This is a genomic window from Streptomyces sp. NBC_01471, from assembly GCF_041438865.1.
Classification (GTDB): Bacteria; Actinomycetota; Actinomycetes; order Streptomycetales; family Streptomycetaceae; genus Streptomyces.
On sequence record NZ_CP109450.1, the window covers coordinates 4,017,275 to 4,039,437 of the forward strand.

25 protein-coding genes, 2 tRNA genes and 1 pseudogene are annotated in these 22,163 nt (G+C 69.0%); 8 read left to right on the plus strand and 20 right to left on the minus strand.

Annotated features, from left to right (window positions below):
- Positions 1–161: 161 nt before the first annotated feature.
- Positions 162–662, minus strand: a complete 501-nt coding sequence (locus tag OG285_RS17630) for an SSI family serine proteinase inhibitor (protein WP_356826869.1) — start codon at positions 660–662, stop codon at positions 162–164.
- Positions 663–991: 329 nt separating this feature from the next.
- Between OG285_RS17630 and OG285_RS17635 the strand changes: the two genes are divergently transcribed.
- Positions 992–1,085, plus strand: a tRNA-Ser gene (locus tag OG285_RS17635).
- Positions 1,086–1,272: 187 nt separating this feature from the next.
- Positions 1,273–1,345: transfer RNA gene (locus OG285_RS17640), tRNA-Arg, on the plus strand.
- Positions 1,346–1,425: 80 nt separating this feature from the next.
- On the opposite strand, the gene OG285_RS17645 is transcribed toward OG285_RS17640, so the two are convergent.
- The 18 genes and pseudogenes from OG285_RS17645 to OG285_RS17730 form a co-directional block, all read right to left on the minus strand.
- Positions 1,426–2,709: a tyrosine-type recombinase/integrase gene (locus tag OG285_RS17645; protein ID WP_371791498.1), complete on the minus strand. Its 1,284-nt coding sequence runs from the start codon at positions 2,707–2,709 to the stop codon at positions 1,426–1,428.
- Positions 2,709–2,906, minus strand: coding sequence for a helix-turn-helix domain-containing protein (locus OG285_RS17650; RefSeq protein WP_371791499.1), 198 nt, complete (start codon positions 2,904–2,906; stop codon positions 2,709–2,711). The genes OG285_RS17645 and OG285_RS17650 overlap by 1 nt, the downstream gene beginning before the upstream one ends.
- A 218-nt stretch (positions 2,907–3,124) precedes the next feature.
- On the minus strand, positions 3,125–4,288 hold the full coding sequence (locus tag OG285_RS17655; protein WP_371791500.1) for a DUF3631 domain-containing protein: 1,164 nt from the start codon (positions 4,286–4,288) through the stop codon (positions 3,125–3,127).
- On the minus strand, positions 4,285–4,638 hold the full coding sequence (locus tag OG285_RS17660; protein WP_371791501.1) for a hypothetical protein: 354 nt from the start codon (positions 4,636–4,638) through the stop codon (positions 4,285–4,287). Before OG285_RS17660 ends, OG285_RS17655 begins: the two co-directional genes overlap by 4 nt.
- Positions 4,635–5,531 (minus strand): bifunctional DNA primase/polymerase, encoded by an 897-nt coding sequence (locus OG285_RS17665; protein ID WP_371791502.1) that lies wholly within the window; start codon positions 5,529–5,531, stop codon positions 4,635–4,637. The genes OG285_RS17660 and OG285_RS17665 overlap by 4 nt, the downstream gene beginning before the upstream one ends.
- Positions 5,528–6,194: pseudogene (locus tag OG285_RS17670) on the minus strand (DNA cytosine methyltransferase). The gene OG285_RS17665 and the pseudogene OG285_RS17670 overlap by 4 nt, the downstream one beginning before the upstream one ends.
- Positions 6,191–6,880, minus strand: coding sequence for an SAM-dependent methyltransferase (locus OG285_RS17675; RefSeq protein WP_371791503.1), 690 nt, complete (start codon positions 6,878–6,880; stop codon positions 6,191–6,193). Before OG285_RS17675 ends, OG285_RS17670 begins: the two are co-directional and overlap by 4 nt.
- 89 nt (positions 6,881–6,969) lie before the next feature.
- Positions 6,970–7,254, minus strand: a complete 285-nt coding sequence (locus tag OG285_RS17680) for a hypothetical protein (protein ID WP_371791504.1) — start codon at positions 7,252–7,254, stop codon at positions 6,970–6,972.
- Between the two features lie 18 nt (positions 7,255–7,272).
- Positions 7,273–7,779 (minus strand): hypothetical protein, encoded by a 507-nt coding sequence (locus tag OG285_RS17685; RefSeq protein ID WP_371791505.1) that lies wholly within the window; start codon positions 7,777–7,779, stop codon positions 7,273–7,275.
- A 24-nt stretch (positions 7,780–7,803) separates the two neighbouring features.
- A complete protein-coding gene (locus tag OG285_RS17690; protein WP_371791506.1) occupies positions 7,804–7,995 on the minus strand; it encodes a hypothetical protein in 192 nt (63 codons plus the stop codon).
- Positions 7,996–8,215: 220 nt separating this feature from the next.
- Positions 8,216–10,312 (minus strand): hypothetical protein, encoded by a 2,097-nt coding sequence (locus tag OG285_RS17695; RefSeq protein ID WP_371791507.1) that lies wholly within the window; start codon positions 10,310–10,312, stop codon positions 8,216–8,218.
- Between the two features lies 1 nt (position 10,313).
- A complete protein-coding gene (locus OG285_RS17700; RefSeq protein WP_371791508.1) occupies positions 10,314–11,921 on the minus strand; it encodes a hypothetical protein in 1,608 nt (535 codons plus the stop codon).
- A gap of 82 nt (positions 11,922–12,003) precedes the next feature.
- On the minus strand, positions 12,004–12,249 hold the full coding sequence (locus tag OG285_RS17705) for a hypothetical protein (RefSeq protein ID WP_371791509.1): 246 nt from the start codon (positions 12,247–12,249) through the stop codon (positions 12,004–12,006).
- Positions 12,250–12,267: 18 nt separating this feature from the next.
- Positions 12,268–12,603, minus strand: a complete 336-nt coding sequence (locus OG285_RS17710) for an RRQRL motif-containing zinc-binding protein (protein ID WP_371791510.1) — start codon at positions 12,601–12,603, stop codon at positions 12,268–12,270.
- Between the two features lie 73 nt (positions 12,604–12,676).
- Positions 12,677–13,798 (minus strand): DUF2637 domain-containing protein, encoded by a 1,122-nt coding sequence (locus tag OG285_RS17715; protein ID WP_371791511.1) that lies wholly within the window; start codon positions 13,796–13,798, stop codon positions 12,677–12,679.
- Positions 13,792–14,292 (minus strand): hypothetical protein, encoded by a 501-nt coding sequence (locus tag OG285_RS17720; RefSeq protein ID WP_371791512.1) that lies wholly within the window; start codon positions 14,290–14,292, stop codon positions 13,792–13,794. Before OG285_RS17720 ends, OG285_RS17715 begins: the two co-directional genes overlap by 7 nt.
- Positions 14,289–14,597 (minus strand): hypothetical protein, encoded by a 309-nt coding sequence (locus OG285_RS17725; RefSeq protein ID WP_371791513.1) that lies wholly within the window; start codon positions 14,595–14,597, stop codon positions 14,289–14,291. The genes OG285_RS17720 and OG285_RS17725 overlap by 4 nt, the downstream gene beginning before the upstream one ends.
- An 84-nt stretch (positions 14,598–14,681) precedes the next feature.
- Positions 14,682–15,134, minus strand: coding sequence for a protein kilB (locus OG285_RS17730; RefSeq protein ID WP_371791514.1), 453 nt, complete (start codon positions 15,132–15,134; stop codon positions 14,682–14,684).
- 518 nt (positions 15,135–15,652) lie between these two features.
- Between OG285_RS17730 and OG285_RS17735 the strand changes: the two genes are divergently transcribed.
- From OG285_RS17735 to OG285_RS17760, 6 genes are all read left to right on the plus strand, one after another.
- Positions 15,653–16,519 carry a winged helix-turn-helix domain-containing protein gene (locus OG285_RS17735; RefSeq protein WP_371791515.1) on the plus strand — a complete coding sequence of 289 codons (867 nt, stop codon included), beginning with the start codon at positions 15,653–15,655 and terminating at the stop codon, positions 16,517–16,519.
- The gene (locus OG285_RS17740) at positions 16,509–17,198 is read left to right on the plus strand and encodes an HAD family hydrolase (RefSeq protein WP_371791516.1); all 690 of its coding nucleotides are present in this window, start codon (positions 16,509–16,511) and stop codon (positions 17,196–17,198) included. Before OG285_RS17735 ends, OG285_RS17740 begins: the two co-directional genes overlap by 11 nt.
- A 197-nt stretch (positions 17,199–17,395) precedes the next feature.
- Positions 17,396–17,968 (plus strand): HNH endonuclease, encoded by a 573-nt coding sequence (locus tag OG285_RS17745; RefSeq protein WP_371791517.1) that lies wholly within the window; start codon positions 17,396–17,398, stop codon positions 17,966–17,968.
- Between the two features lie 71 nt (positions 17,969–18,039).
- Positions 18,040–19,020 carry an HNH endonuclease gene (locus OG285_RS17750; protein ID WP_371791518.1) on the plus strand — a complete coding sequence of 327 codons (981 nt, stop codon included), beginning with the start codon at positions 18,040–18,042 and terminating at the stop codon, positions 19,018–19,020.
- Between the two features lie 382 nt (positions 19,021–19,402).
- Entirely contained in the window at positions 19,403–20,350 is a 948-nt protein-coding gene (locus OG285_RS17755; protein ID WP_356826870.1) for a Bro-N domain-containing protein, read from the plus strand.
- A gap of 120 nt (positions 20,351–20,470) precedes the next feature.
- Positions 20,471–21,343: a DUF2797 domain-containing protein gene (locus OG285_RS17760; protein ID WP_371791519.1), complete on the plus strand. Its 873-nt coding sequence runs from the start codon at positions 20,471–20,473 to the stop codon at positions 21,341–21,343.
- A 111-nt stretch (positions 21,344–21,454) separates the two neighbouring features.
- On the opposite strand, the gene OG285_RS17765 is transcribed toward OG285_RS17760, so the two are convergent.
- Positions 21,455–21,988: an NADPH-dependent FMN reductase gene (locus OG285_RS17765; RefSeq protein ID WP_371791520.1), complete on the minus strand. Its 534-nt coding sequence runs from the start codon at positions 21,986–21,988 to the stop codon at positions 21,455–21,457.
- Positions 21,989–22,163: the final 175 nt, after the last annotated feature.

The following is a 22,163-nucleotide window of genomic DNA, read 5'->3' on the forward strand; positions in this document are numbered from 1 at the left end:
GCTTCCTCCCTGAACTACTGCACCTTGCTGACAACCTGGCCCATCTTGCCTCTCGGGCCTTGGCGTGTCACTGCTGGAAGTCTAAAGGCAGGCGCTCCGGACATGCGGCGGATGAGGGGGAGCTCTCACCAAGGTTGTGTGGAAGAACGGCTCGGCCGGCCTCAGGCGACGGTGTCGGGAAGCACGGGTTCGAGGGCGTTCCAGCGGGCGATCTCGCACCCGTTCGTCCGCCGGAACGTCGCGTCGACGGGCTGTCCCCGCCAGACTCCGGTGATGTGCGCGGTGGCCGGACCGCCGTACTGCATCGTGCACATCATGGTGGTGGGAACGGGCGCGAACGGCGACCGCTTGTCGGCGGCGAGCTGGTCCAGCCGGTCGCAGGCCCGCTGCGGCGAGGCGTGTGTCCCCCCGGCCGGTGCGCAGTCCAGTCGGCGTGTGCCGTCGGCGGCGCGGCTGCCGGAGTCGGAGACGGTGATGGTGAGCCGGTCACGGACCTGCGGACCGGGAAGCCGGTGCCCGGGGTACGGGAAGGGGACGGGCACCGCGCCGGTGGTGGCGGAGGCGGCGGTCGGCACAGGCCCGGCGGGGGCGGCGGACGCGACGGGGGCGGCGGCGAGTGCGGAAAGACAGGCGACGGCGGAGAGTGCGAGGCGGCGCAGCATGACGAAACTCCTCGGCAGAACGGATCAGCCGACCCGGGTCAGCGGATACGGGTCAACCGACCCGGATCAGCAGACATGGACCAACGGATACGGATCAGCGGACACAGAACCGCGGACACAGATCCGCGGACCCGGCCAGTGGTACCGCTGAGGGGCGGCGCCCCTCAGCCCGTCTAACGCTCCTGCGCCCCGGGCGTTGCGCGACACGAACGACTTTGCTCTGCCACCCCACGGCCTAGTACCGTGGGGCGCGATTGGTGACGGCCCGCAAGGCTGTGTCATCATCTGCACGCACCACTTCGCGCTCGCGCGACTGTGTTCGGTGTGCTGGAGGCGTCGCCTAGTCCGGTCTATGGCGCCGCACTGCTAATGCGGTTTGGGTTTTACGGCCCATCGAGGGTTCAAATCCCTCCGCCTCCGCCAGAAGGATCACTGAAGCCCCGTCCGCGATGGACGGGGCTTCAGTCGTTCCGTGACGGTGTCCACAGAGCGCAGCAGGACGCGTTTTCGCAGTTCAGAGGGGGTGCGGCCAATGGATTTCACCTGACGCCGCAGGTCATGTAATGTTGTTCTCGCAACGCAGACGGGGCAGAAAAGCCCGGAACGCCAAGCACTCGTAGCTTAACGGATAGAGCATCTGACTACGGATCAGAAGGTTGCAGGTTCGAATCCTGCCGAGTGCACACAGGTCAAAGGCCCCCTGGACATGGTCCAGGGGGCCTTTGACATCAGCGGGTGACATCAACGCGCCCGGAAACGTGGCTCAGGCGTCGGTCTCCGATCCGGTCTCGTCCCCCGTTCCGCTCTCTGAGTCGTCGAACTTCAACGCGTCGTCCATCTGATCAGCAGCGGCCCGAAGCGTCGTGCCCATCACATGCGCGTATGTGTCCAGGGTCATCGTGATGGTGCTGTGCCCGAGCGTCTCCATGATCGTGCGTGCGTCGACCCCCTGTGCCAGCAGCAGCGATGCGCACGTGTGCCGCAGGTCGTGCACGCGCACCCGCCGTACCTTTGCGTCCCGACACAGGAGGGTGAGCATCCGGTTCAGGCTGCGGGGGTCGGTGACACGGCCCGTCACCGTGGTGAAGATCAGGCCCGCCGGGTGTTCCGGGATCGGCTGCCACTTCCGGCCGGCCACTTTGCGCTCACGCTCCTGCTGCTCGCGGTGCTCGGCGAGAGCCCGTACACAGCCCTTGGGGAGAGCCACTGTGCGGACAGATCGCGTTGTCTTGGGGGTACCGAAGATCAGCTCACGCCGGATGCGCTGAACGTTCCGCCGCACACGGAGCTGTCCGCCCGAAAGGTCGACGTCTGACCAGGTGAGCCCGAGGGCTTCGCCTCTCCTCAAGCCGGTCGAAACGAGCAGCAGCCAGAGGGCGGACAGGCGGTGAGACTTCGTGGTGCGGAGCAACAGGCGAACTTCCCCGGCGTCCAACGGACGTACCTCCTTGGTATCGACTGTGGGTGTTTCCACGATCCGTGCGACGTTCCGCGCGATCAGCTCCTCGCGCATTGCCTGTTGCAGCGCGGACCGCAGAACCGCATGGATGTACTGGACCGTGCGGGCCGAGGGGCGGCGTTTGCAGCAACGGCCGACCGCGCAGCAGTTGCGTTTACCCTCCGGCCGTTCCTTGTCCGCCCCACGGAGGCAGCACAGGCAGGAAGACTTGAACTCTGCGAGAAACCGCCGCACATCAGCGGGCGACAACCGGTTCAGCCTCTTTTTGCCGAGCGCGGGGCGAATGTAGAGGCGTGAGAGCCCCTCGTAGCTGTTCAGCGTCGCTGGCTTGAGGCGTTCCGGTGCGACTGTTGCCAGCCAGTAGGTGAGGTAGTCCCCGAACGACATCGTGGAAGACGCGGCGGGGATGCCCTGCCGCGTCTTCTCTTGCAGCTCCGTGAGTTTGCTGCCCACCTCATCACGGGTCTTGCCGTAGACGAACTTCCGCGTCCGGGTCCCGTCCGGGCGGAAGACGTACGCGGCTGCGTGATAGCGGCCGTCCTTGCGCTTGGTGATCGTTCCTTCGCCGTTGGCGCGACGCTTGGCCATCAGGCGGCCTCCTCGACTTGGTCTTGGATGTACTGGTTCAGGGCGTCGACCGGGACACGGCGAGCGCGTCCGACGGTGAAGCTGGCGAGCTGCCTGGATCGGAAGAGGTCGTAGACCTTGCTGCGGCTGAGGCGCAGGGCCTCCATCACTTCTGGGACCTTCAGGGCCTGGGGAGTGGCGTACAGGGGAGCGCTCATGGGTCGCTGCCTCCTCGGCAGGGCGTGAGGGGGGTCCGGCCCCCCACCTGTCAGGTCCGCTACTTCCGCTACCTCCGCTACCGCGCTGGTCAGGGGCATGATCGAGGTAGCGGATAGGGGTAGCGGTAGCGGATGTATCCGCTACCGGCCCGGTGCGGTGAGCTGTCGGGCCGGTAGCGGCAAAGTGGTGCGGGTAGCGGCCAGGTAGCGGCTTGCCGCTACCTGGAAAGGGGCTCTGAGCTGGCCGGTAGCGGAGGTAGCGGAAGTAGCGGACTTTCAGCGGGGGGAGGGCAGTACCGCTGCCACGCGTCGTGCAGGTCGGTGGCGTAGTAGCCCTTCATGACGCTCGTCCCGGCCTTGATGTTGCGGGCCGCGATCGGGGCGTTGTCGCCGGTCATGTACTCGCGGAGCATCTTCGACAGGCCTCGGGGGTCGAGGGGCTTGCCGCCCATGTCGGCCCACGGTGCTTCATCAAGGCTGTGGAGCCGGTCCAGGATGGCGACGGTGGGCAGTCGGTCGATGCCGTTGAACACCTGGTCGCGCAGATCGGTGAGCAGCCGGATACCGACGCTTCCCTTGTCATCGACCTTGGCGGCGTTGACCAGGTCGACGCATGCTTGCCGTGCTCGCTTCGGCCAGTCCCCGCCCGCAGCGTCTGCCACGGCCAGGAGCGGTTCCCACACGTCGGCGGGCCGGTCGGTGACCTCGTCCGGCATCTGCGGGAACGCGCCGTCGACCCGTTCACGCACGCTGTCCGCCCAGCGGGCGAGCTGGTCCCGCAGAGCGTGGCCTTCGCTCTCGTGGACGCGCTGACGGAACGGCTCGACGCGCTCGTTCCGGGCCCGCCGGCGCATGCGGATGATGACGGAGCGGGTGAGGATCGTGTCCGGCAGCGACCCAAGCCCCGCGACGGCCACCGCGCAGAAGCTGGGGAACTCCTGGACCTGCTGGTTGGAGCCGTCTCCGACGCACCGGTACATCACTCCGGAGCGCCGGTGTCCCGCGTTCAGGAACCCACGAAGCTGCTCGTTCTCCCCCGCTTTGGGACCGAACACGGTGTCGATCTCATCGAAGAGGATCGTGGGCCGTGCCTCCAGTCCGGACACGGCCCGGAAGAGAGCGGAGGCGGACGCGTTGACCGCGACCATGGGGTAGGGCACGAGGGTTTCCACGATCTCCAGTGCCCTGCTCTTGCCGCTGGCCGGTTCCGGGGAGAGGAACGCGAGTCGCGGGGTGGCGTCGAAGCAGTCGAGAAGGTGGGCGTGCGCGTCCCACAGCGTCACCGCGACGTAAGCGGCTTCCACGGGGAAGGCGTTAAAACGGCGATGGAAGGCTTCGACTTGGTCGAGCAGGGTCGCGCCGTCGATGTCGGTGCCGGTCATGCGGCGTCCCTCCGGTTCTGTGCCGGGGCGTTGTGCGGGCAGTGGCCGACGCGTACGCGGGTGGTCAGTTCGGTGACGGCCTTGCGGCCGCGGGCGCGTTCGTGGTGCCCGCAGGCGCAGAGCCAATCGGCTACGGGAACCTCGCCCCGGTCGAGTCCACGCAGGTGGAGTCCCGGGCCGATCCCGGTCACGGTGATCGTGCGCGGGTCAGGGAGAACAGCAGTGGGGACGCCTTCGGCGACGACCTTCAGCGCCCCCTGTCTGGTTGTGACCGGGGCCGGTTCGGCGGGGCTGGGGCTGGTGGGGGTGGTGGTCAGGCTTTTCAGGAGGGGGGTGTGCTGGGGGCTCATGCCGTTGCCTCCTGCTGGGGCCGGCAGGTTCGGATGGACCAGTTGAGGGCGCTGCGCACGGTCGCCCGGCACTCTGCAGCCGGGAGTCCGGCCGCTTCGCCCGCTCCCTGAAAAGCTTCTTCGGCCACGTGCCGGGGGATGTCGCCCCATGCGACAAAGCGGCCCACGGCGCGGGCGCTGCGCAGGAGCTGGGAGTTGCGCCCCCCTTCCGAGGCGGCAGCAACGGCAGCGGTCTCGCGCTGCAAGGCGACTTCGGCGGCCCGGGTGCCGCACCGCTGTACCCGGATCTCTACCGGCCGTGACCGGTGAGGGACGGGTGAGAGCGCGTCGGCCAGCCATGCGGGGAGTTCCACGGGCGGGGTGGGGTCGGTGACTTCGTAGGTTCCGCTGTGGGTGGTGCTGCCGGGGGCGACGACGTAGCCGCCCCATGCCCTGGTGTCGACCAGCGGGGCGAGGGTGCCCGCCGTGTTCCCCAGCCGGGGCCCGTCGGGGGCGGTGAAGTACAGGTGCTGTCCGCCGCTCGCAGTGCGGACCCGGTAGGTGGCGGGGACGGCCTGTCCGGCGCGCTCGCAGAGCGCCTCAAAGGTCGTCACGCCGGAAGGCGTGCCCGTACTGCTGGTGGGCTTGGGCATGTCGAGGTCTACGACGATCAGCCCGGACGGGCCGGTAGCGATCCCGATGTTGAACGGCCTGTCGGCCCAGGCACGGCGGATCCGGTCCGGGGCCAGGGTGGCGCGCTGTTCCCACTTGCGGTGGCCGCCGGCGCAGTCACCGAGACCGGGGCAGACGGCTTGACCGTGCAGGGCGGGGCGCTTGTCACCGGGGCGGAGCGGGAAGACACGCCAGCCGCGGGCGGCCGCCGCCAGGGCGGCGTTCAGAAGGTGGTTGGTCATGCCGCGGCGGCCTTTCCGAGCGTGTGGAACTGGTGACCGATCCATTGGCTGTAGGCGGGGGGGTACGGCCTGGCGGGCTTCGACGTTGCTCATCCAGGTGCAGCCCATGGCGTCCGCGTAAGCGCGCTCACCTTTGTGTGCGAAGACGAGGAGGTCTTTGCGGTGCCAGCACGGTGCGACCAGGTCCCCGCCGCCGCCCCAGGAGGATTCGAAGACGCGGTGGCGGCGGACGTTGAGTCCGAACTGCGTCCCGCACAGGAGGTAGTCGGGGCGCAGGGTGCCGTCCCAGGCGGCTTCGGGGACGTTCTCGATGACCCAGGGGCGCCCGCAGGCGCGCTGCAATTCCCCGCCGGGGGTGATGAGGTCGGGGTGGTCCTCGCGGCTGCCGCGCCAGGCGGTAACGCGGGCCTTGTTCTGGCAAGGCCAGGAGGCGTGCACCAGGTCGTAACGCTGGATCTCCCCGGACGCGGTGAGGGCGGCCAGGTAGGTCAGGGCGTCGGCCTGGTGGAAGGTGAAGGGGTAGTGGGGCTGGGGGCGGTTGTCGACGCCGGTCACGTCGAACCCGGCCAGGTGGTACCCCATGGAGAGGCCGCCTGCGCCGCAGCACAGATCGAGGACCCGCAGCCCGTTGGGGCGGCGCAGGGGGAGAACGGTGGCGTTCATGCCGCCACCCCCGCCGGGTGGTTCACCTGGTGGGCGAGCCCGGCTCCGATGTGGTAGGTGTAGGCGGGCGGGATGCATTCGCGGATGCCGTCGCGGTTCATCCACGCAACGCCCATCACGCGGCGGGCGTGGTCGACGCCGGAGAAGTTCCCGATGAACTGCCCGTAGTGGCCGGGCGGGACGGGGCGGCCCATCTTCGCCTGCGGCACCAGGTGCAGCGGGTGTTCCGGGGCGGTGAGGGTGGCGCCGCCGCCGGTCTCGAAGTACCGGTGGCGGTAGGTGGCCAGGCCGAACATGGCCCCGCACAGCATCACCGGGGCGTTCAGCTTGGTGAGGGCACCGCGCACGTTCTCCAGCACCCACGGACGCCCCGTGGACTCCAGAGCGGCCCGGGTGGGGCCGATGAGGTCGGGGTGGACGCGGCCTTGGAGGCGCTGGCAGTCGCTGTCGAACTGGCACGGCGGGGATGCGTGGATGGCGTCGTACTCGTGGCCGTGGGCGCGGATGTACGCGACCGCTTCGGCCTGGATGAACCGATAGGGGTAGCGGGGCTGCGGGGCGATGTCGATGCCGGTCACGTCGAACCCGGCATCGGTATATCCCTTGCCGGCGCCGCCCTGGCAGCAGAACGCGTCGAGCAGGCGCGGCCGGTCGGGCACTCGCCGGATAGGGGTGGGTTGAGTCATGCTGAGATTCCTCCAGTTCTCTGTTGGGTTCTGGCTGGCAAGGGCGGCCCCGTTTCTTTGGCGAGATGTGGGGGCCGCCCTTGGCGTAGCTAGAAGGGGGGTTCGTCGCGGTAGCCGTTCGGGGCCCACGGGTTCGTGTCGCGGCTGGTCCCCCACTGGCGGCGGCGGGGCAGCGGCAGCAGGGCCCATCGGCGGTTTTCGTCCCAGCAGGGGCAGGGCTCCCACTCGGTCCCGGCGTACTCGCCCGTGTGATCGCCGTAATCGTGGTGGTGCCCGCCCTCTCCGCCGCACTTCCAGCAGTTGGGGCGGGGGGTGTCAGTCAGGATGAGCGCGGGGCGGGGCCAGTCAGCGCGCTGAAAGCGCAGGCGTGCCATGGGGATCTCCTCGTCTGGTCAGTTGTGCAGGTGGGTGTGGGAGCGGGCGAACGTGCCCTTGGTGTGGGTGGTCACGTGTGTGTTCGTGGTGACCGGCCCGTTGTAGACGGGCTTGGAGACGCTGGACTTGGCACGGGAGAGGGCGGCCCCGATGCAGAGCGCGGCGAACGCGATGCCGGTGAACAGGGCGCCCATGGCGACGACTCCGGTGACGCTCATGGAGGCGAATCCCTTCAGGACGAGCCAGGCGCCGCATCCGATGCCGGTCGTGCCGGCGCCGATGCCGATGGAGGCGACCGCGGCCCCGGCGGCCCAGGCAGGGACGATGCGGTGGTCTTCCTGATGGACCGGTACGGCCTCCGTGGACGACTGAGACGGTGATTCGTCGCGGAAGTGGGTGGGGATCGGCTGGGCGGGAGGGGTGGGTCGGTAGATGTCGTTGATGATCCGTTGGGCTTCGGCGTTGGCTTCGGCGTCGCTCATCCGCGGCCCCCATGCCGCCATCGGCTGCTCGTAGTCGGTCATGATCGGGACCTCCGTGAGTTGGGGTCAGGAGATGTTGTGGGCCGCGTTGATGAGCGCGTTGAGGACGGCGCGTATGGCGGTGGCGGCTCCGGTGTCGGCGACGAAGAACCCGAAGAGGAACACGGTGAGCGCGGTGAGCGGGCCGACGGAGCGGCTGCGCAGCAGGGCGAAGGTGAGCACTCCGAAGAGGGCAACGGCGGACAGGGTCACGATCATGAGCGGCCTCCCGAAGACGTCCGGCGGGCCACACCCGAAGAGGGGTGCGGCCCGCCGGTGGCTTGTCGCGTTGCTTGTCGTCTGACTTGTCGTGCGGCTTGTCGCTTGTCTTGTCTTGTCGCTTGTCGCCTTGCAGGTCACAACCCGTTTTCGGCCCTCACGGACCCGTATGGAGGTGTTCTCGGGTGGGATGGGTGACAGGCGACAAGCAGGGGCCGGGTCAGATGTGGTTGCGGTGGACGTAGCGGGTCTTGGTGCCCTCCCCGACACGAACCGCTTCGCCCTTCTCGGCCCATTCCTTCAGCCATCCGACGATGGTCTGGCGGGTGGTGCCGTGCTCGTCGGCGAGGGCTCGGGAGATCGCGGAGGCGCCGGTGCCCTCGGATCCGGCGTCCATGAGGATCTGGAGTGCTGCCTGCCGGGCGTCACTGTCTCCGGCCCGCAGCGCGGACAGGTTCAGCCCTGGTACTGCCGGGCGCTCCGAGGTGGCCGGGGGTTCGGGTGCGGTGCCGAATTGCTGGTCGATCTGCTCCATGAACGCCTGCACCGCCGCGTCAGTGTCGGCGTCATCCGCGGGCGACGGCTCGTTGCGCAGAGCCGATAGGTTCAGTCCTCCGCCGGCCGGGGCCTGCCCGCCTGATGCGGGCGAGGCAGTGTCGACCGGGGTGGCGGTCCCGTCACGCATCCACGCGGTGCGGTCGGTGTTCCACCGCTCCGCGTAGATGGCGCCGGCTGCTTTCGCGGACGGGCCGTCGAGGGTGGGGTGGCGGTCGGAGGTGGCGGCGACGATGTCGCGGATCTGGTTGGGCAGGATCCGCCACGACTTGAACAGCCCCGCCTCGCTTTCCGGAGTGCCCATGAACCCGGACCCCTTGTACGGGGCCTGCTCGGGCTTGAGTCCCCGGGAGCCGGGGAACTGCTTACCCAGGTCCATGCCTTCCTTCTCACCGCCGGTCAGGGCGACGCGGACCTTGGCTTCACGGCGGATCATGAGGTTGCCGAGCACGCTGCTGGTGGCGCCGAGCGCGGTCAGGACCGTGCGGATACCCATGGCGCGGGCGATCCGGATGACCTCCAGGATCCGGTCAGCGAGCTTGCGGACTTCGCGGTCGTTGCTGGCCAGGATCTCCGCACCCTCGTCCACGACGAGCATGATCTGAGGAATCCGGGGGCTGATCGGCAACAGGTCTGTGTTCGCTTGGGACATGAGGTCTTGGTAGGCGGTCTTGCGGTGCTTGGCGATCCGCACGAGCGCCTCCAGCATGGCCAGTGCCTCCTTGTGCGAGGCGGCCAGCCAGTCAACCCCGGGCCGCAGCCCGTCCACTGGGTTCCCGTGGGTATCGAAGGCGGGGCGGACCCAGGGAAGGCCCGCCGACCCGGCGTTCAGGTCGATGGCGAAGGTCAGGATGTCGTCGGCGCGGGCGAATCCGGCGAGGATCGTGTGGACCATGTTCGTCTTGCCCGACCCGGTCGGCCCGACCACCAGGGCGCACTGCTCGCGCAGGAACGCCTGGATCTCCTCGGCGTTGGTGCGCAGGCCCCACGGGATGCCCGTGTGGATGGACAGGCGGCTGTAGTCGGAGGGGTAGAAGACCTCCTGCTCCAGCACGTTCTTCGTGGTGACGTCGATGAGGACGCGGCCCTGGTCGATGCCGGGTCCGGCGGTTGCGGTGCAGCCGTGCGGGAGGCGGGCGTCGGCGGAGAGCTTGGCCGACTCCTGCGCGATCCGCCCGTACGTCGTGCCGCCGGGCGGGAGTTCGGCGTCGATCGTGAAGCCGGTCCCGGTCGGCCACATCTCCACCGCCAGGACGCGCAGGGTGATCCCGCAAACCCGCTGTACCCGGTCCACCCACTCAGCGGCGATGGCCCTCCGGTCGGCGGACAGTTCGGCGTCGACCTGACGTTCAGCGGCGGCGAGGGCTTCCAGCTCCCGGGCTTCCTCGTGGAGGAGTGCGGTGCGGGTGGTGGTGCCGATCCCGACGCCGATCACGGCGAGGGAACCGAGCGCGGCCCAGGTCAGAGGGCCGCTGGTCATGGCCCATGTGGTCCATCCGGCGCCGACGAGCCAGGAGGCGGAGCGCATGGCGATGGTGCGGGCGGACAACCGGTCCCGCAGAGAACTGATGGTGTGGCCGATGGCGCCGGCGGCGCCGACGGCGAGGGCCCAGCCGGGCGGCATGCCGGTGGCAGCTCCCGTGGTGGCGAGGGCGAAGGCTCCGGTGGTGGCGGACAGGGCGCCGGTCACGGGTCCGTGACCAGCAGCCCAGTCCCACACCGGACCACCCGAGTTGTTCTTGGTGGCGGTGTTGGTGGTCATGTCAGACGTTCCAGCCCTTCTCAGCCTCGGGCCCATTGCGCGGGTCCTCATGGCGGGCGATGTCGGCCTCGTGAACCCGGCGGAAGATCGGGCCCATTTCCTCGGCGACGGACACGGCGGCCATGACGGCGCCGAAGCAGTCGCGGAACGTCTCGGCTACTGCTTTCTCCAGGGGGAATTCCGAGTCGGAGCGCTCACCAAGGATCTTCATGGTGTTGGCGACCGAGGTGAGTGCGTCGGGGAGTCCCTCGATCATGGCGAGGATCTCCATGGACCCGTCGGGGTCGTAAGAGGCGGCGGCAGCTTCCATCTCGGCGGCGGCCTCTTCGAACTTGAAACCGGACATGTTGACGACCTCCACAGGCGTGATGTTCGTGGCAGGAGCAAGGCGGAACGGGCGCTGAACGGTGTCGCCGATCTCCGCGGTATCGCCCGCGGCGGCGGCGTCGAGGGCTTCCTTCTCAGCGGCCAGCCGCTCTCGTGCGGCGGCGTCGCGGGCAGCGCGGCGTTCCTGAGCGGAGCGCATCATCCGCTGGTACAGGCGCCGACCGGGGTACTGGAGCCACGCCCAGCCGAGCTTGCGCCCCAACGGCGTGGTGAGCGCGCCGAGTACACCGAACGGGGCGGCCAGCAGCGCGGCGAACAGGCGCCGGCCGTGCATACGGGCCGCGGAGCGCCACAGCGCCGAGCGCGCCCGCCTGCGGGCCACCGCGTGACGCACCGCCGCCCGGTTGTTGTCGACGCGGCCCTGAGTGCGCCGGTCAGCAGCCTGGCGGGCCCTGCCGATGGCAGCGCGGCTTATGCGGCCCGCACTTCGCAGGGTCCTGGCGGCGGTGCGGGCCACCGCGCCCCGCGAGGATGCCCCGGCAGTACGTCCAGCCGCATGGGCTCCCCGGCGTGCATCGGCCACGTTCCTGCGGTTGGCCGTGCCCTGGGTCCGGGCTGCAGAGCGGGTCGGGGCCTGCTGCCTCTGGGCCTGCCGCAGGGCTCTGACCTGCCCGATCCGCCCACCCGCACCACCTGGAGAACGGCCGGTCGAGCGGCCCAAACCGAGTGCCGAACGGCCGGCACCGGCACCGCCCCGGCCACCGGAAGCGCCGCTACGCTGCTTGGCTCCACCGGCCGTACCGGTCGTGCCCGTCGAACGGCCTTTGCTGCCAGATGACTTGAGCAGGCTGTGGCCCGAGCGGCCGGATCCTGAGCCGGTGCCCCCGCCCTTGCGGCCAGAAGAGGGGATACGGCCGGCCGAGCTGGACCGCATGGCACGGGTCAGGCCTGCGGCGGACATGGTCCGCCCGGTGCGGCCGACGTTGCGGCGGCGGGGGCTGTTTTTGCGTGCGGTGCGGGTGGAGCGGATGGCAGCGGCGGTGCCCAGGGCGGCGGCGCCGGTCGCGGCGACCGCGGCTGCGACCGGCCCACCGGCCACCGCTGCGGCCGCGATGATCCCAACCGCGCTGTTCGTGCCGGTCACCGCGAGCGGGAGTACCGGCCAGCCGCCGGGGGTGTGGTCCACCGTGGCCGTGGGCGGTGCGGGCTCCGGGGGCTTTTCGACGGGAGGAGCGGGGGTGGCCTGAGGGGCCACTACCGCTTCCGTGTAGGTCTCGGTCATGCTGATGTCACTCCTTTGGGAGGAGGAGGCCCGACCGACGCTTTGGAAGGTTGGCGGTCGGGCCTCCGAGCTGAAACGGGACTCACAGGTCGTTGCGTTCGAGCGAGAAGAAGACGACGACCGCGCCGGCCATCGCAGGGTTCTGCGAAAACACCAGGTCCTTGATGGCCTGGAACTCTCCCTGCCGGGTGGCACCCGGGGCCGGGGTATAGGCGGAGTGCCAACTGCCCACCCCGACATTCGGCTTGTCGAGGCTGATCACCCAGTGATGCGACGGGCGCCCGGCAGGCGCGCCGCTGGGGGTGTTGGAGTTGGTCTGTGTGCTCATGGCGGGTGTTCCTCCGGTTCAGGCAGCGAGGGCGGGAGCATCCGCGCAGGCGACGCAGACACCGAGCGAGGCGGGGATCGTGTATCCGGCATCGCGCCGGCAGTCAGGACAGATGCGGCGGGCGGCATTCGCCTTCGCGAGAGCCGCCCACTTCGCGGCCGTCATCGGCCGAACCGGCTTCGCACGGTCGATGCGGTAGAGGTAGGCGACCAGCGGACCCCGGCGACGCCGGGGGCGCTCGATCTGCGCGGCCACGTCCTGCCCGCCGGGCCGAAGGCCCATGGATCGGAGTTGGCGGTAGGTGGCGTAGCCGTCCGGGGCCAGGCGCCACCGGTAGACGGGCAGCGTGGTCACCGCGTACACCACCGGCAGGTGGGCGAGCAGAGCAGCTCACGCCGCTCGCGTACCAGCGGTTGTTCGGGGGTGATCATCCGCCCGCCTTGGTCATCGCGAGTTCCTGCCGACGGGAGGACACCCACCCGATCGACCACCCGGTCTCGTCCGCGAGTTCACGGATCGTGCGCCCGCTGCTCACTGCAGCCGCGATCACCGCACGGGCCTGCTCCTGGGTGAGCTTGTCGTCCTCGGCGGGCTTGATCGTGTTCACGACCGGAGCCGAAGGAGCGTCGGTGTTCACGGCCCCGTCATCCGTGAACACGGGGGCCGTGTCGGTGTTCACAGCGGCGGTCGCCGTGTTCACGGGGGGCTCATGCTGTTCACGGGCCGACTCCGCCTCGGTGGTGAGCCGGACGCGCTCAGCTTCCTTCGCCTGCTCGGCAAGCTGCTGATCCCGTGTTTCCCGGGCTTCGCGTTCACGCCGTTCCTCTTCGCGCCGCTCCCGCGCCGTCTGTGCGTCTCGGTCGGCCTGACGCTCAGCGGCCTCCCGTTCGGCCTGCTCACGGGCCATGACCACCGTGTGATCGCGGGCCTCCCGGGCCTGCTGTGCTTCATGGGTGCGGCGCTCGCGCTCCAGGCGTTCGGTACGCTCCTCACGCTCAAGACGCTCCGTGCGTTCACGCTGTTCACGGTGTTCACGCTCTTCGCGGTTCTTCCGTTCACGGACCTCAGCCGCTTGTTCACGGGCGCTCTTCTCGGCAGCCCGTGAACACTCGATCCGCTCCACCGCACGGCCGATCGCACGCCGCCAAGCCAGTCCGGCATCCGCGATGACGATCAGGATGAGCGGGATCACCGCGTGAACAGCGACCCCGGTCGTGTCCCCGTTCAGCGCGGAATCGCCGACGTTCAGGCCGAGCGTCATCGCTCCGCTCATCCAGCGCAGCAGCGTCGCCCACCCGCCGGCCTTCTCACCGAGCCGGGCCACCGTCGCGTCCAGCTTCACGGACGTGATGACCGCCGCGTCCACGACCAGCGGCAGCAGAGGTGCCGTCCACGCCCATCCGGGCGGAGTGACCCGCGCGACGAGAGGAGTGACGGTCAGGACGGAGTAGGCAACCGCACCGGCGGTGATCCCCCACGTCCCAGCGGACAACGTCCGCTCAGCCGCGGCGATCTGCCGGGGCGACAGTGTCGTCAGGAGGGTCACCATTCCTCACCTCCCAGCGGGAGCGGCTGGATACGCCACTGGGTCTCGCAGGCCGGGGGAACGGCGGCGCCCGGGGCGTGATCGGTCCACCCGCTGCGGGGCGCACCCTCGGCCTCGGCTCCGAGCTCCGCCGCGTCCTGGGTGGTGTAGACGCCGTGCAGCCGCCCGTAGCGGAACAGGACATAGACCCGGTCGGCCCGCCCGCTCTGTCGGCGGGCGGCACGCAGCAGCATCCGGAGCGTGACGCGATCCTCAGCGTCCAGCAGATGCTGCGCCGCCAGGACAGCGGCCTCTCCCCGGGCGCCGGCCGCATCCGTCTGCGCCCGGGCGAGCGCCTGGCGAAGCGTCTCGATGGTGTCCTCGGCCCGGATCGCGGAATCCGTCGCCAGCGCGGTAGACAACCGGTGTTGCTCGGCCTCGGTCTCGGCGGTGCTCTTCACCTCGGCCAGGTCTGTGCGCAGGGCCCGCAGGGTGCGGGTGCGGACGAGCGCGATCATGCTGCCACCGCCGCACCGCTCGTGCAGACCTGCACCGGACGACGAACGGTGCGGCGCGGGCGCCGCACGACCGGCCGGCCGGTCTTCAGCGGGAGCGTCCGCAGCAGACCCTCCGCATACGCGGCGGTCTCCAGGTCACTCTCACGCAACTCCGCGAGGACCTCGTGAGCGACGTCCAGCCGCGCGGCCCGCTCCATCGCGGACTCCGTGGCCGAACCGGTGAACAGCTCCAGATCAATACCGAGAGCCAACTCGGTGAACTCGGTGGCCGTAACGGCCACGTGACCAGCAACGATGTACTTCATGGGTCGTTCTCTCCTCAGGGTGGACGGCCCGAAACTGCGGCCCCGGTGCTCGAACACCGGGGCCGCGGGCCGTTGTGGGGTGGATCAGGGGCGGGACAGGACGCGTCCCGTACTGCCGATCAGGGCATCGGCCGCGGATACGGCCTGCTCACGCATGAACACCAGAACCTCCGCGCTCACCGCGCCGCGCATCTCGTAGACGGCACGCACAGCGGCTTCCACGTCGATGCGGACCTGAGGCAGCAGGGCCACCAGGGCGATCTGCGGGCCGGTGACAGCGGAGCGGGTGACGTGGCTGGCCTCACGGGCAGCAGCGACATCTGCCGCAGCTGCACCGGACAAGCGCAGATCCTCGCGAACCCACATCGCACGGCGGTGATCTGCCAGTGCGGTGCTCAGCTCGGTCAGCGCAGTCAGAGCCCGGTCGCGCAGGGCCTGACGACGCTGGGACCGAGCCGCGTAGTACTGCTGGACACCGACGACACCAGCACCAACCACGGTGCCGATGACCGCGACAACCGCAGCAGCGATCTCCATAACTCCCCCTCTCGGGGCCAGACCTTCCGGCTCCCCTCAGCCCCGCCCGTACAGCCCCCAGGAGGGGCGGACGGGCGGAGGAGGCAACCGGCCGCACTGCCTCAAGCAGTGCGGAGAGTGCGTAATCGGGGCGCCATGTCTCTGCCTGGCGCACAGCAGGGCAACTCACAGCGGGTGGCACCCCCGAGGGGTGTTCTCCAGAGCCGGTGTGCGGTGCGTACCGAGCCGACGCCCGGTACCGCTGCCGACGAACATCACCCGGTCGCCACGGGGACGGGGACTCTCACCCCTTCTGAGTTCACTGTTCAGTTCTCAAGGAACGACCAGCTCAGGGCCCGATGGCGTACGCCCAAAGTCGCCTTCCAACAAGCAATCCCAAGCCAGCACAATCCGAATCGACCTGACCAACCTGGCTAGCCCGGTTCGGATGAGAACAACGTAGCCATCCTGGCTAGCCATGTCAACATCTGGCTAGCTTGGCTGCCCTAATCGAGAGAAGAGGCCGTACCATCGACGGCATGACGTTCACGCCTGAACCCCTGGACCCGGACGACGATCGGCCTCCGTACGAGCAGGTGGCGAGCAGCCTCAGCGCCGCCATCCGGACCCGGAAGCTGGGCCCTGGCGACAAGATTCCTTCGCAGAAAGAGCTAACGGAGGCGTACGGATTCGCCCGCGCGACGATCCAGCGCGCGCTCCGCGAGCTGGAAGATGAGGGCTTGATCGTTTCCCGCAAGGGCAGCGGCGTGTACGTACGAAACCGCACCGAGCGGCCGGCGGGCCTCCGTCCGTACGTGGAACACGCCTTCGCCAGTCAGAACGTGTCAATCGACTTCGCCGGATTCTCCAGCGAGACCCTGCACGGGGCGCTTCAGGAACCAATCGACAAAATCCGTATCGGGCGCCTGACCCCGTCGAGCATCAACATCCGCATCCTGGTGCCGGACATGTCAGTCCCCCAGGCCGCGCCCGTCAGGCGCGAGGACGGCGTAGACGATCCACGCCTCCGGGCCCGCATGCACGACATGATGGTCAGCTTCACCCGAAGCATCGCCAACACGATGCACGAACTCAGCGTGCTCGGACTCGTCAGTGAGGCGAAGGTGAGCGTGCGTGTCCACAGTGGAACGCAGTTCTTCAAGCTCTACGTGATCAACCAGGAAGACGCCTTCTTCGGGTACTACCCGATCCGGCCGAACAAGGTTGTCACCCAGGGCGAAGCCATTGAGATCTACGATTTCGTAGGCGCGGACGCCACCCTGTTCCACTACTCGCTGAACGAGGGCGAGTCGTCCAGTGGGGCCCAGCAGGTGGACCAGGCACGCATGTGGTTCGACAGCGTGTGGGAGACCATCGGAAGGGACTTTGACCCGGATGGGAAGTAGCGCCCTCTCCGAAGTCCTCGAAGCCACCCGAGCAGTCCTGTTCGACTTCGACGGTCCTATCTGCGACGTGTTCGCGGGGAGCCCGGCGCCAGATGTCGCGCGGCATCTCGCGGAGACTCTGGCGGAGTACGACGCGGCTCTCGGGACCAAGGCTCACGGCACCGACGACCCGATGGAAATCCTCCGTCTCGCCCCGCAGGGTGGGGAACCCTCCCTGCGGGTGATCGAGGAGGAACTGACCAAGGCCGAGGTGACGGCGGTAAGGCTGGCGGGGCCACCTATCCCTGGTGCCGTGGCCGCGCTCGAAGCGGCCCGATCGTCGGGCCGGAAGGTCGCCATCGTGAGCAACAACTCGACGGCGTGCGTCCGAGCGTTCCTGATGCTGCACGGCCTCCGCCATCTCGTGGACACGGTCGTCGGCCGGGCACCGTACTGGCCGGACGCGATGAAGCCCGACCCTCACTCGCTGCTGATGGCAGCCAGCCAGTTGGAAACACGCCCCCGTGACTGCACCCTCATTGGCGACTCAGTGACGGACGTCGAAGCCACGAAGGCCACCGGCGGGCGCTCCATCGGCTTCGCCAACAAGCCTGGCAAGGATCGCGCCTTGGCAGATGCGGGCGCCGATGTAGTCGTCACCACCATGGCCACAGTGGCCGAAGCTTTGGGTTCCCCGTAAGGGCCGGACTGACGTAACCCGGCGCCAGTTGCACACCCGCCCGCCTGGGCCCTGTACGCCCCGGCGCACAGTCTCAACCGCAGTCTCATCCGTGCTGGTTCGGGGGCGTTCAACAGCCAGCAGATACCGGGTTGAGGCCAGCGGCTGAACGGCCCTGAACAGTCACGACCTCACTCGTGCAGAGTTGGAAAGCGTGCATGGCTGACAGCGGCATCATCAAAGCCGAGACAGGTGATGCCGCTTTGCCTACGGTGTCCTTCATGCCTCAAGGACGTCCGGCCATCCCGCAACCGATGCAGCGCCAGGTGCGCGTTGAAGCCGGCCACCGTTGCGCAATCCCAACTTGCCGGGCCACCCCTGTGGAGCTTGCGCATATCCGCCCCTATGCCCAAGTCTTGGAGCACACGTTTGAGAACTTGATCGCGTTGTGTCCAACCTGCCACACGCGCTTTGACCGCGGCGACATCGACGGAAGATCGATGCGTCAGTACAAGGCGAACCTGGGTCTCCTCTCGGGTAGGTACGGCCCTTTGGAATTGCAAGCTCTTCAGTGGTTCGCTGACGACACGGCCCGTCAAGAGATCGATATTCCCCGCGGGGTCGACTGGGCGTTCGGCAATCTGACCCGTGATGGGCTGGCCGTGGTCGTAGACCGGCCACCCACGTGGGACTCGGTGTCAGACGGGTCGATCGGCACCGTCGGCCTGCAGCTCACAGATACAGGACACGATGCCGTGCGGAGACTGCTGGACGCCCAGCCCCTGGAGTGAGCGCGCGGGAACTACTGGGCAGATCTTGTTGGCCAAGCTTGGATGTCGGTGGGCGCTCGTATGCTCCCCCCATGACTGGGGTGGAGATCTTGGCAACCGAAGTTGGCGGCAGGGCTTGGTCGTTCCTAATCGCGGGCGCGGAGCGGCAGTTCCAGGGAAACACGGGCTACGAAGATGTCGTGGAGGAGTCCTACAGCTACGACTCGACCGTGGGGAACCATCTCCGCGTTGCCATCGGTGATCTGGTGATCGTACGGAGCGGGCATGAAGCCCTTGGCGTCGGTTTCGTGGAAGCTTTGGAAGTGCTGCCGGGTCAGGAGAAGCTTCGTAGCCGGTGCCCTCAATGCGGCAGTACAGGCTTCAAGGAGCGCACCACAGAACGGCCCCGCTTCCGATGTAGTCCCTGCACCACCACGTTCGACGAGCCGACCGTCGAGACACTGCGGGTCACGGGCTACAGGGCTCACTACGGGGGGACCTGGCAACCCCTTGAGGGCTGCCTGGACAAGACGCGGTTGGCCGAGCTCAGCTTGAGCAAGTCCGATCAGCAATCCATCAAGGCGATGGACAGGGAGCAGACTCTGGAAGCAGTGGCTTCCCGAGGTGTCCGACTCCCTGGTCAACGAAAGGCCTCGGGTGCCGATCGTCCTTACCCTTGCGAGCTGCCGGGAGGCCGCCGGAGAACGACAGCGGCGGCTCGACGTGGCCAGGACGCCTTCCGGCGAGCTTTGATCCGTCAATACGGGCTCATCTGCGCCATCACAGGCGCGGCTCCAGCAGAGGTCCTTGAGGCAGCCCACCTCCGCCCTTTCGCCAGCACGGAACGCCATCGTGTCGAAGAAGGGCTGATGTTGCGCTCGGACATCCACCGACTCTTCGACAGCGGGCTGCTCACCATCGCGCCCGGCTGGGTCGTGTGCGTCGCGCCGAGCCTGGCCGGCCACACTCTGTACAGGTCGCTGGGGGGATGTCCTCTGCACATCCCAGAGGACGCTCCGGTGGATCGCGAAGCAATCGCAGAGCACCATTCAGCGACTATCGCCACTTGGTGAAGCTTGGAGCTGTGACCGTGCGGCCAACCTGCGGCCAGGAAGCCCTCCACGGGACATCAACCGGTGACATCAACGTGGGTGTACTCGGGCGGACAACCAGGCACCGTTGTTGAGTTGGAAACGCGGGTGGCCCGCCCCCTGCCTGGAGGGCAGTGACGGGGCATCGGCGATGCACCCGCCTACGGATCAGAAGGTTGCAGGTTCGAATCCTGCCGAGTGCACATACTGAGGAAGCCCCCTGGAGATCATCCAGGGGGCTTTTTCGTGTGGGCTGCCAGCGCTGCGGAACCGGTGATTCCTGTCGCCTATCGAGTGAACCTCCCTTTTTTCAGGCGGAGTTGAATATGCCTGCGGCTAGGTTCCGGGGCGGAGGTGGTGCTCGATGCGTGAGCAGGACACGCCGGAGGACGAGCCGATGGCGCACTGTCGGGACGCGGTCGACGTCAGCGATTTCGTGTACGCGGCGACGGGTGCGCGCGTGCGGCGGCTGACGTTGCCGGACGGGGCGCACTGGTTTCCGGCGGTGGATGTCGCGGGGAATCTTGGTTACGCGAACACCCGGCAGGCTCTGCTGCTGCATGTCTCCGTGGACTGCCGGCAGAGTCTCGGCGATCTTGCACGAGGTGTCTACGGGGCAGACGCTTCGCGCCGGATCGCTGGTCACGGCCTCAAGAAGTCCATGCAGATGGTGACGCTCGCCGGGCTCGTCCAGCTCGTCAACGGCTGTACGAAGCAGGAGTGCGCGCCCTTCAGGAGATGGGTGGCCGACGTGGTGGCGGCGGTGCAGCGTGATGGTGCGTACGAACTCGTGCCGGCCGCGGTGCAGCCCGCGCACGATCTGCGGACCGCTTACGTCATGCCGGAGGAGATCGTCGACGCGCTCGTGCGGCTGGAGGAGCGGAGCATCCGGGCCGAGGAGGCGTGTGCGGCCAGGGACGCGGAGCGTCATCTGCTTCTGCGCGAGGCCAACCGGGGGCACGATCTGCTGACCCAGGCCTTCCACCGGATCGCCGACTCGCTGGACCGGCTCGCCGAGCGGGCACAGCCGGGCGCCTCCGGGGCCGCCGGGCCGGCCGGCACGCCTCAGGAGCTGCTCGCCCGCTGGCAGGAGAGGAACCTGGTCATCACCGAGGACGTCCGTACGGTCGCGACCGTGCTGGCGCCCGGCCTCGTCGAGGGCGCTGCCCGCTGCAGTGCCGAGGAGATCGCCACGCGTACCGGCCTGTCGCACGCCCGGGTTCAGGACTGTGTCCGGCATCTGCTGCGGCGTGGATGCATACGGCAGTCGGGGTGCGCTCCCGACGGTGCGCCCGTCTACGTACTCGTCTGAGGCGGGCGGGCGGCCCCTGCCAGGCGTGGAGAGCCCACTGTCAGTGGTGGGTGGCATGCTGCGAGTGACGCGGATTCACCGTCCGTGCACCGGCGGATCAGAGAAGGGGGCGCAGCGGTCATGTGGCGTTCCGGTGGGCTGCGGTGGGGGGACGAGGGGCCCCGGCTCGCGTGGGAGGGGCGGGCCAGGGCCAGTCCGCTTGTCTACGGGACCGATGTCGGCTTCCGGGTCGAGGAGGCAGGGGAGCGTACGTGTGTGGGGGCGCGGGGGCACCCCTGTCCGGTGGGGGCGCGGGTGTCGGCCCGCGGTACGCAGGCGCGCTGCGGGGAGTGCGCGCGGCTCGACCGGGCGCACTCGGTGGCGGCCGACACGATCGCGGACGATCCCCGGGTCTACCGCGTCTATCTCGCCTGGTTCGGGGCCGGAATGGTCAAGGTGGGGATCACGGCGGAGGAGCGCGGTCCGGCGCGGCTGAGGGAGCAGGGGGCGGTGGCTTTCAGCTGGCTGGGGCGGGGGCCGTTGATGGCGGCGCGGCGGACCGAGGAGCTGTTGCGTACGGCGCTGGGTGTGCCGGACCGGATTCCGTACGCGGACAAGCGGCTGGTGCGGTCCCGGCTGCCCGGGCGGGAGGAGCGTGCTGCCGAGGTGCGTGAGGTGCACGCACGGGCGGTCGCGCTGACCGGCTGGCCGGATTCGCTGGAGCGGCTGGTGTGCGAAGTTGCCGATCACGGGGAGGCGTTCGGGCTGGCGGGGCTCGGTGACGCGGCGGGGGTGGTGAGCGAACTGGTGGCCGGTGGGGCGGTCGCCGGGCGGCTGGTGGCCGCTGCGGGGCCCGACCTGCATCTCGCCGGGGAGGACGGTGCGGTGATCGTCCTCGACACGCGGCTGATGGCCGGCTGGGGGCTGACAGGCGCGGAGCGGAGCGCGGGGGTGACCGTGCCGGTGCGGGTGGCCCCGGCGGAACCGGAGGTGGAGCAGCCCGGGTTGTTCTGAGGCGGGGGTGGTGTGACCCGGTCTGGTCGGAGGCCTTGCGGGGTGGCTTGGGCGGCTTGGGCTGGGGTGGCGGGTGGGGCTGGTGTGGCGCGTGAGGGCCGGCCCGCTTGGTCAGGCTGCTGCCAGTGCCTTCAGCGCTGCCTTGAGCTGTGTCGTGAGTTCCGGGTCGGTGATCTCACCTGTGTCCCGGTCGAGCCTGGCGCTGACGGTTCCGACCTTCAGGCAGGCCTCATCGATCACGGTGCCGGTCATCATCCGGAGTGTTTCGCGCAGTTGGGCATTGGCGTAGTCGCCGCCCGTCGGGCTGGGTGAGGCGGTGATCACACCGACCCTGCGGTCGACGAACTCGCCGCTGCTGACCAGCCAGTCCAGGGCGTTCTTCAGTACGCCGGGCACGCCGTGCGCGTACTCGGGGCTCACGACCAGGACCGCGTCCGCCTCGGCCACGGAGTTCCGCAGGGCCGCCACCGGGGCCGGGGCCGCAGCGCCCTCGCCGTCGAGATCGGGGTTGAAGTGGGGCAGCCCGCCGATGTCGGCCGTCGTGACAGCTGCCCCCTCGGCTGCGGCCAGGGACCCGGCCGCACGCAGCAGAGCGCCATTGGTGGAACGGGCCCGCAGGCTGCCCGGCAGGGTGAGGATCCGCATGCGGCGACCGTACGTCAGCCCCCGGCCGACGGGACAGCCCGGGCCGACCGGGCGGCATGTCCCGGCCGGGCAGGTGGTGGGAGGTGGAGGCAGGTGCGTGTCCCGTCGGTGGGCGGGCGTTTCTCAGGAATTTCACAGGTTGGGGAAAGGGGTCTCTCAGAGGTCGCTCGGAGGC

Bases quoted from the DNA above. Each gene is read 5' to 3' on its own strand.
- OG285_RS17705 (WP_371791509.1), bottom strand. From the start codon at position 12,249: ATGAGCACACAGACCAACTCCAACACCCCCAGCGGCGCGCCTGCCGGG.
- OG285_RS17765 (WP_371791520.1), bottom strand. From the start codon at position 21,988: ATGCGGATCCTCACCCTGCCGGGCAGCCTGCGGGCCCGTTCCACCAAT.
- OG285_RS17730 (WP_371791514.1), bottom strand. From the start codon at position 15,134: ATGGAGATCGCTGCTGCGGTTGTCGCGGTCATCGGCACCGTGGTTGGT.
- OG285_RS17675 (WP_371791503.1), bottom strand. From the start codon at position 6,880: ATGACTCAACCCACCCCTATCCGGCGAGTGCCCGACCGGCCGCGCCTG.
- OG285_RS17760 (WP_371791519.1), top strand. From the start codon at position 20,471: ATGTGGCGTTCCGGTGGGCTGCGGTGGGGGGACGAGGGGCCCCGGCTC.
- OG285_RS17720 (WP_371791512.1), bottom strand. From the start codon at position 14,292: ATGATCGCGCTCGTCCGCACCCGCACCCTGCGGGCCCTGCGCACAGAC.
- OG285_RS17630 (WP_356826869.1), bottom strand. From the start codon at position 662: ATGCTGCGCCGCCTCGCACTCTCCGCCGTCGCCTGTCTTTCCGCACTC.
- OG285_RS17695 (WP_371791507.1), bottom strand. From the start codon at position 10,312: ATGACCACCAACACCGCCACCAAGAACAACTCGGGTGGTCCGGTGTGG.
- OG285_RS17715 (WP_371791511.1), bottom strand. From the start codon at position 13,798: ATGGTGACCCTCCTGACGACACTGTCGCCCCGGCAGATCGCCGCGGCT.
- OG285_RS17685 (WP_371791505.1), bottom strand. From the start codon at position 7,779: ATGACCGACTACGAGCAGCCGATGGCGGCATGGGGGCCGCGGATGAGC.
- OG285_RS17735 (WP_371791515.1), top strand. From the start codon at position 15,653: ATGACGTTCACGCCTGAACCCCTGGACCCGGACGACGATCGGCCTCCG.
- OG285_RS17645 (WP_371791498.1), bottom strand. From the start codon at position 2,709: ATGGCCAAGCGTCGCGCCAACGGCGAAGGAACGATCACCAAGCGCAAG.
- OG285_RS17660 (WP_371791501.1), bottom strand. From the start codon at position 4,638: ATGAGCCCCCAGCACACCCCCCTCCTGAAAAGCCTGACCACCACCCCC.
- OG285_RS17745 (WP_371791517.1), top strand. From the start codon at position 17,396: ATGGCTGACAGCGGCATCATCAAAGCCGAGACAGGTGATGCCGCTTTG.
- OG285_RS17690 (WP_371791506.1), bottom strand. From the start codon at position 7,995: ATGATCGTGACCCTGTCCGCCGTTGCCCTCTTCGGAGTGCTCACCTTC.
- OG285_RS17755 (WP_356826870.1), top strand. From the start codon at position 19,403: ATGCGTGAGCAGGACACGCCGGAGGACGAGCCGATGGCGCACTGTCGG.
- OG285_RS17665 (WP_371791502.1), bottom strand. From the start codon at position 5,531: ATGACCAACCACCTTCTGAACGCCGCCCTGGCGGCGGCCGCCCGCGGC.
- OG285_RS17740 (WP_371791516.1), top strand. From the start codon at position 16,509: ATGGGAAGTAGCGCCCTCTCCGAAGTCCTCGAAGCCACCCGAGCAGTC.
- OG285_RS17725 (WP_371791513.1), bottom strand. From the start codon at position 14,597: ATGAAGTACATCGTTGCTGGTCACGTGGCCGTTACGGCCACCGAGTTC.
- OG285_RS17700 (WP_371791508.1), bottom strand. From the start codon at position 11,921: ATGACCGAGACCTACACGGAAGCGGTAGTGGCCCCTCAGGCCACCCCC.
- OG285_RS17655 (WP_371791500.1), bottom strand. From the start codon at position 4,288: ATGACCGGCACCGACATCGACGGCGCGACCCTGCTCGACCAAGTCGAA.
- OG285_RS17650 (WP_371791499.1), bottom strand. From the start codon at position 2,906: ATGAGCGCTCCCCTGTACGCCACTCCCCAGGCCCTGAAGGTCCCAGAA.
- OG285_RS17750 (WP_371791518.1), top strand. From the start codon at position 18,040: ATGACTGGGGTGGAGATCTTGGCAACCGAAGTTGGCGGCAGGGCTTGG.
- OG285_RS17680 (WP_371791504.1), bottom strand. From the start codon at position 7,254: ATGGCACGCCTGCGCTTTCAGCGCGCTGACTGGCCCCGCCCCGCGCTC.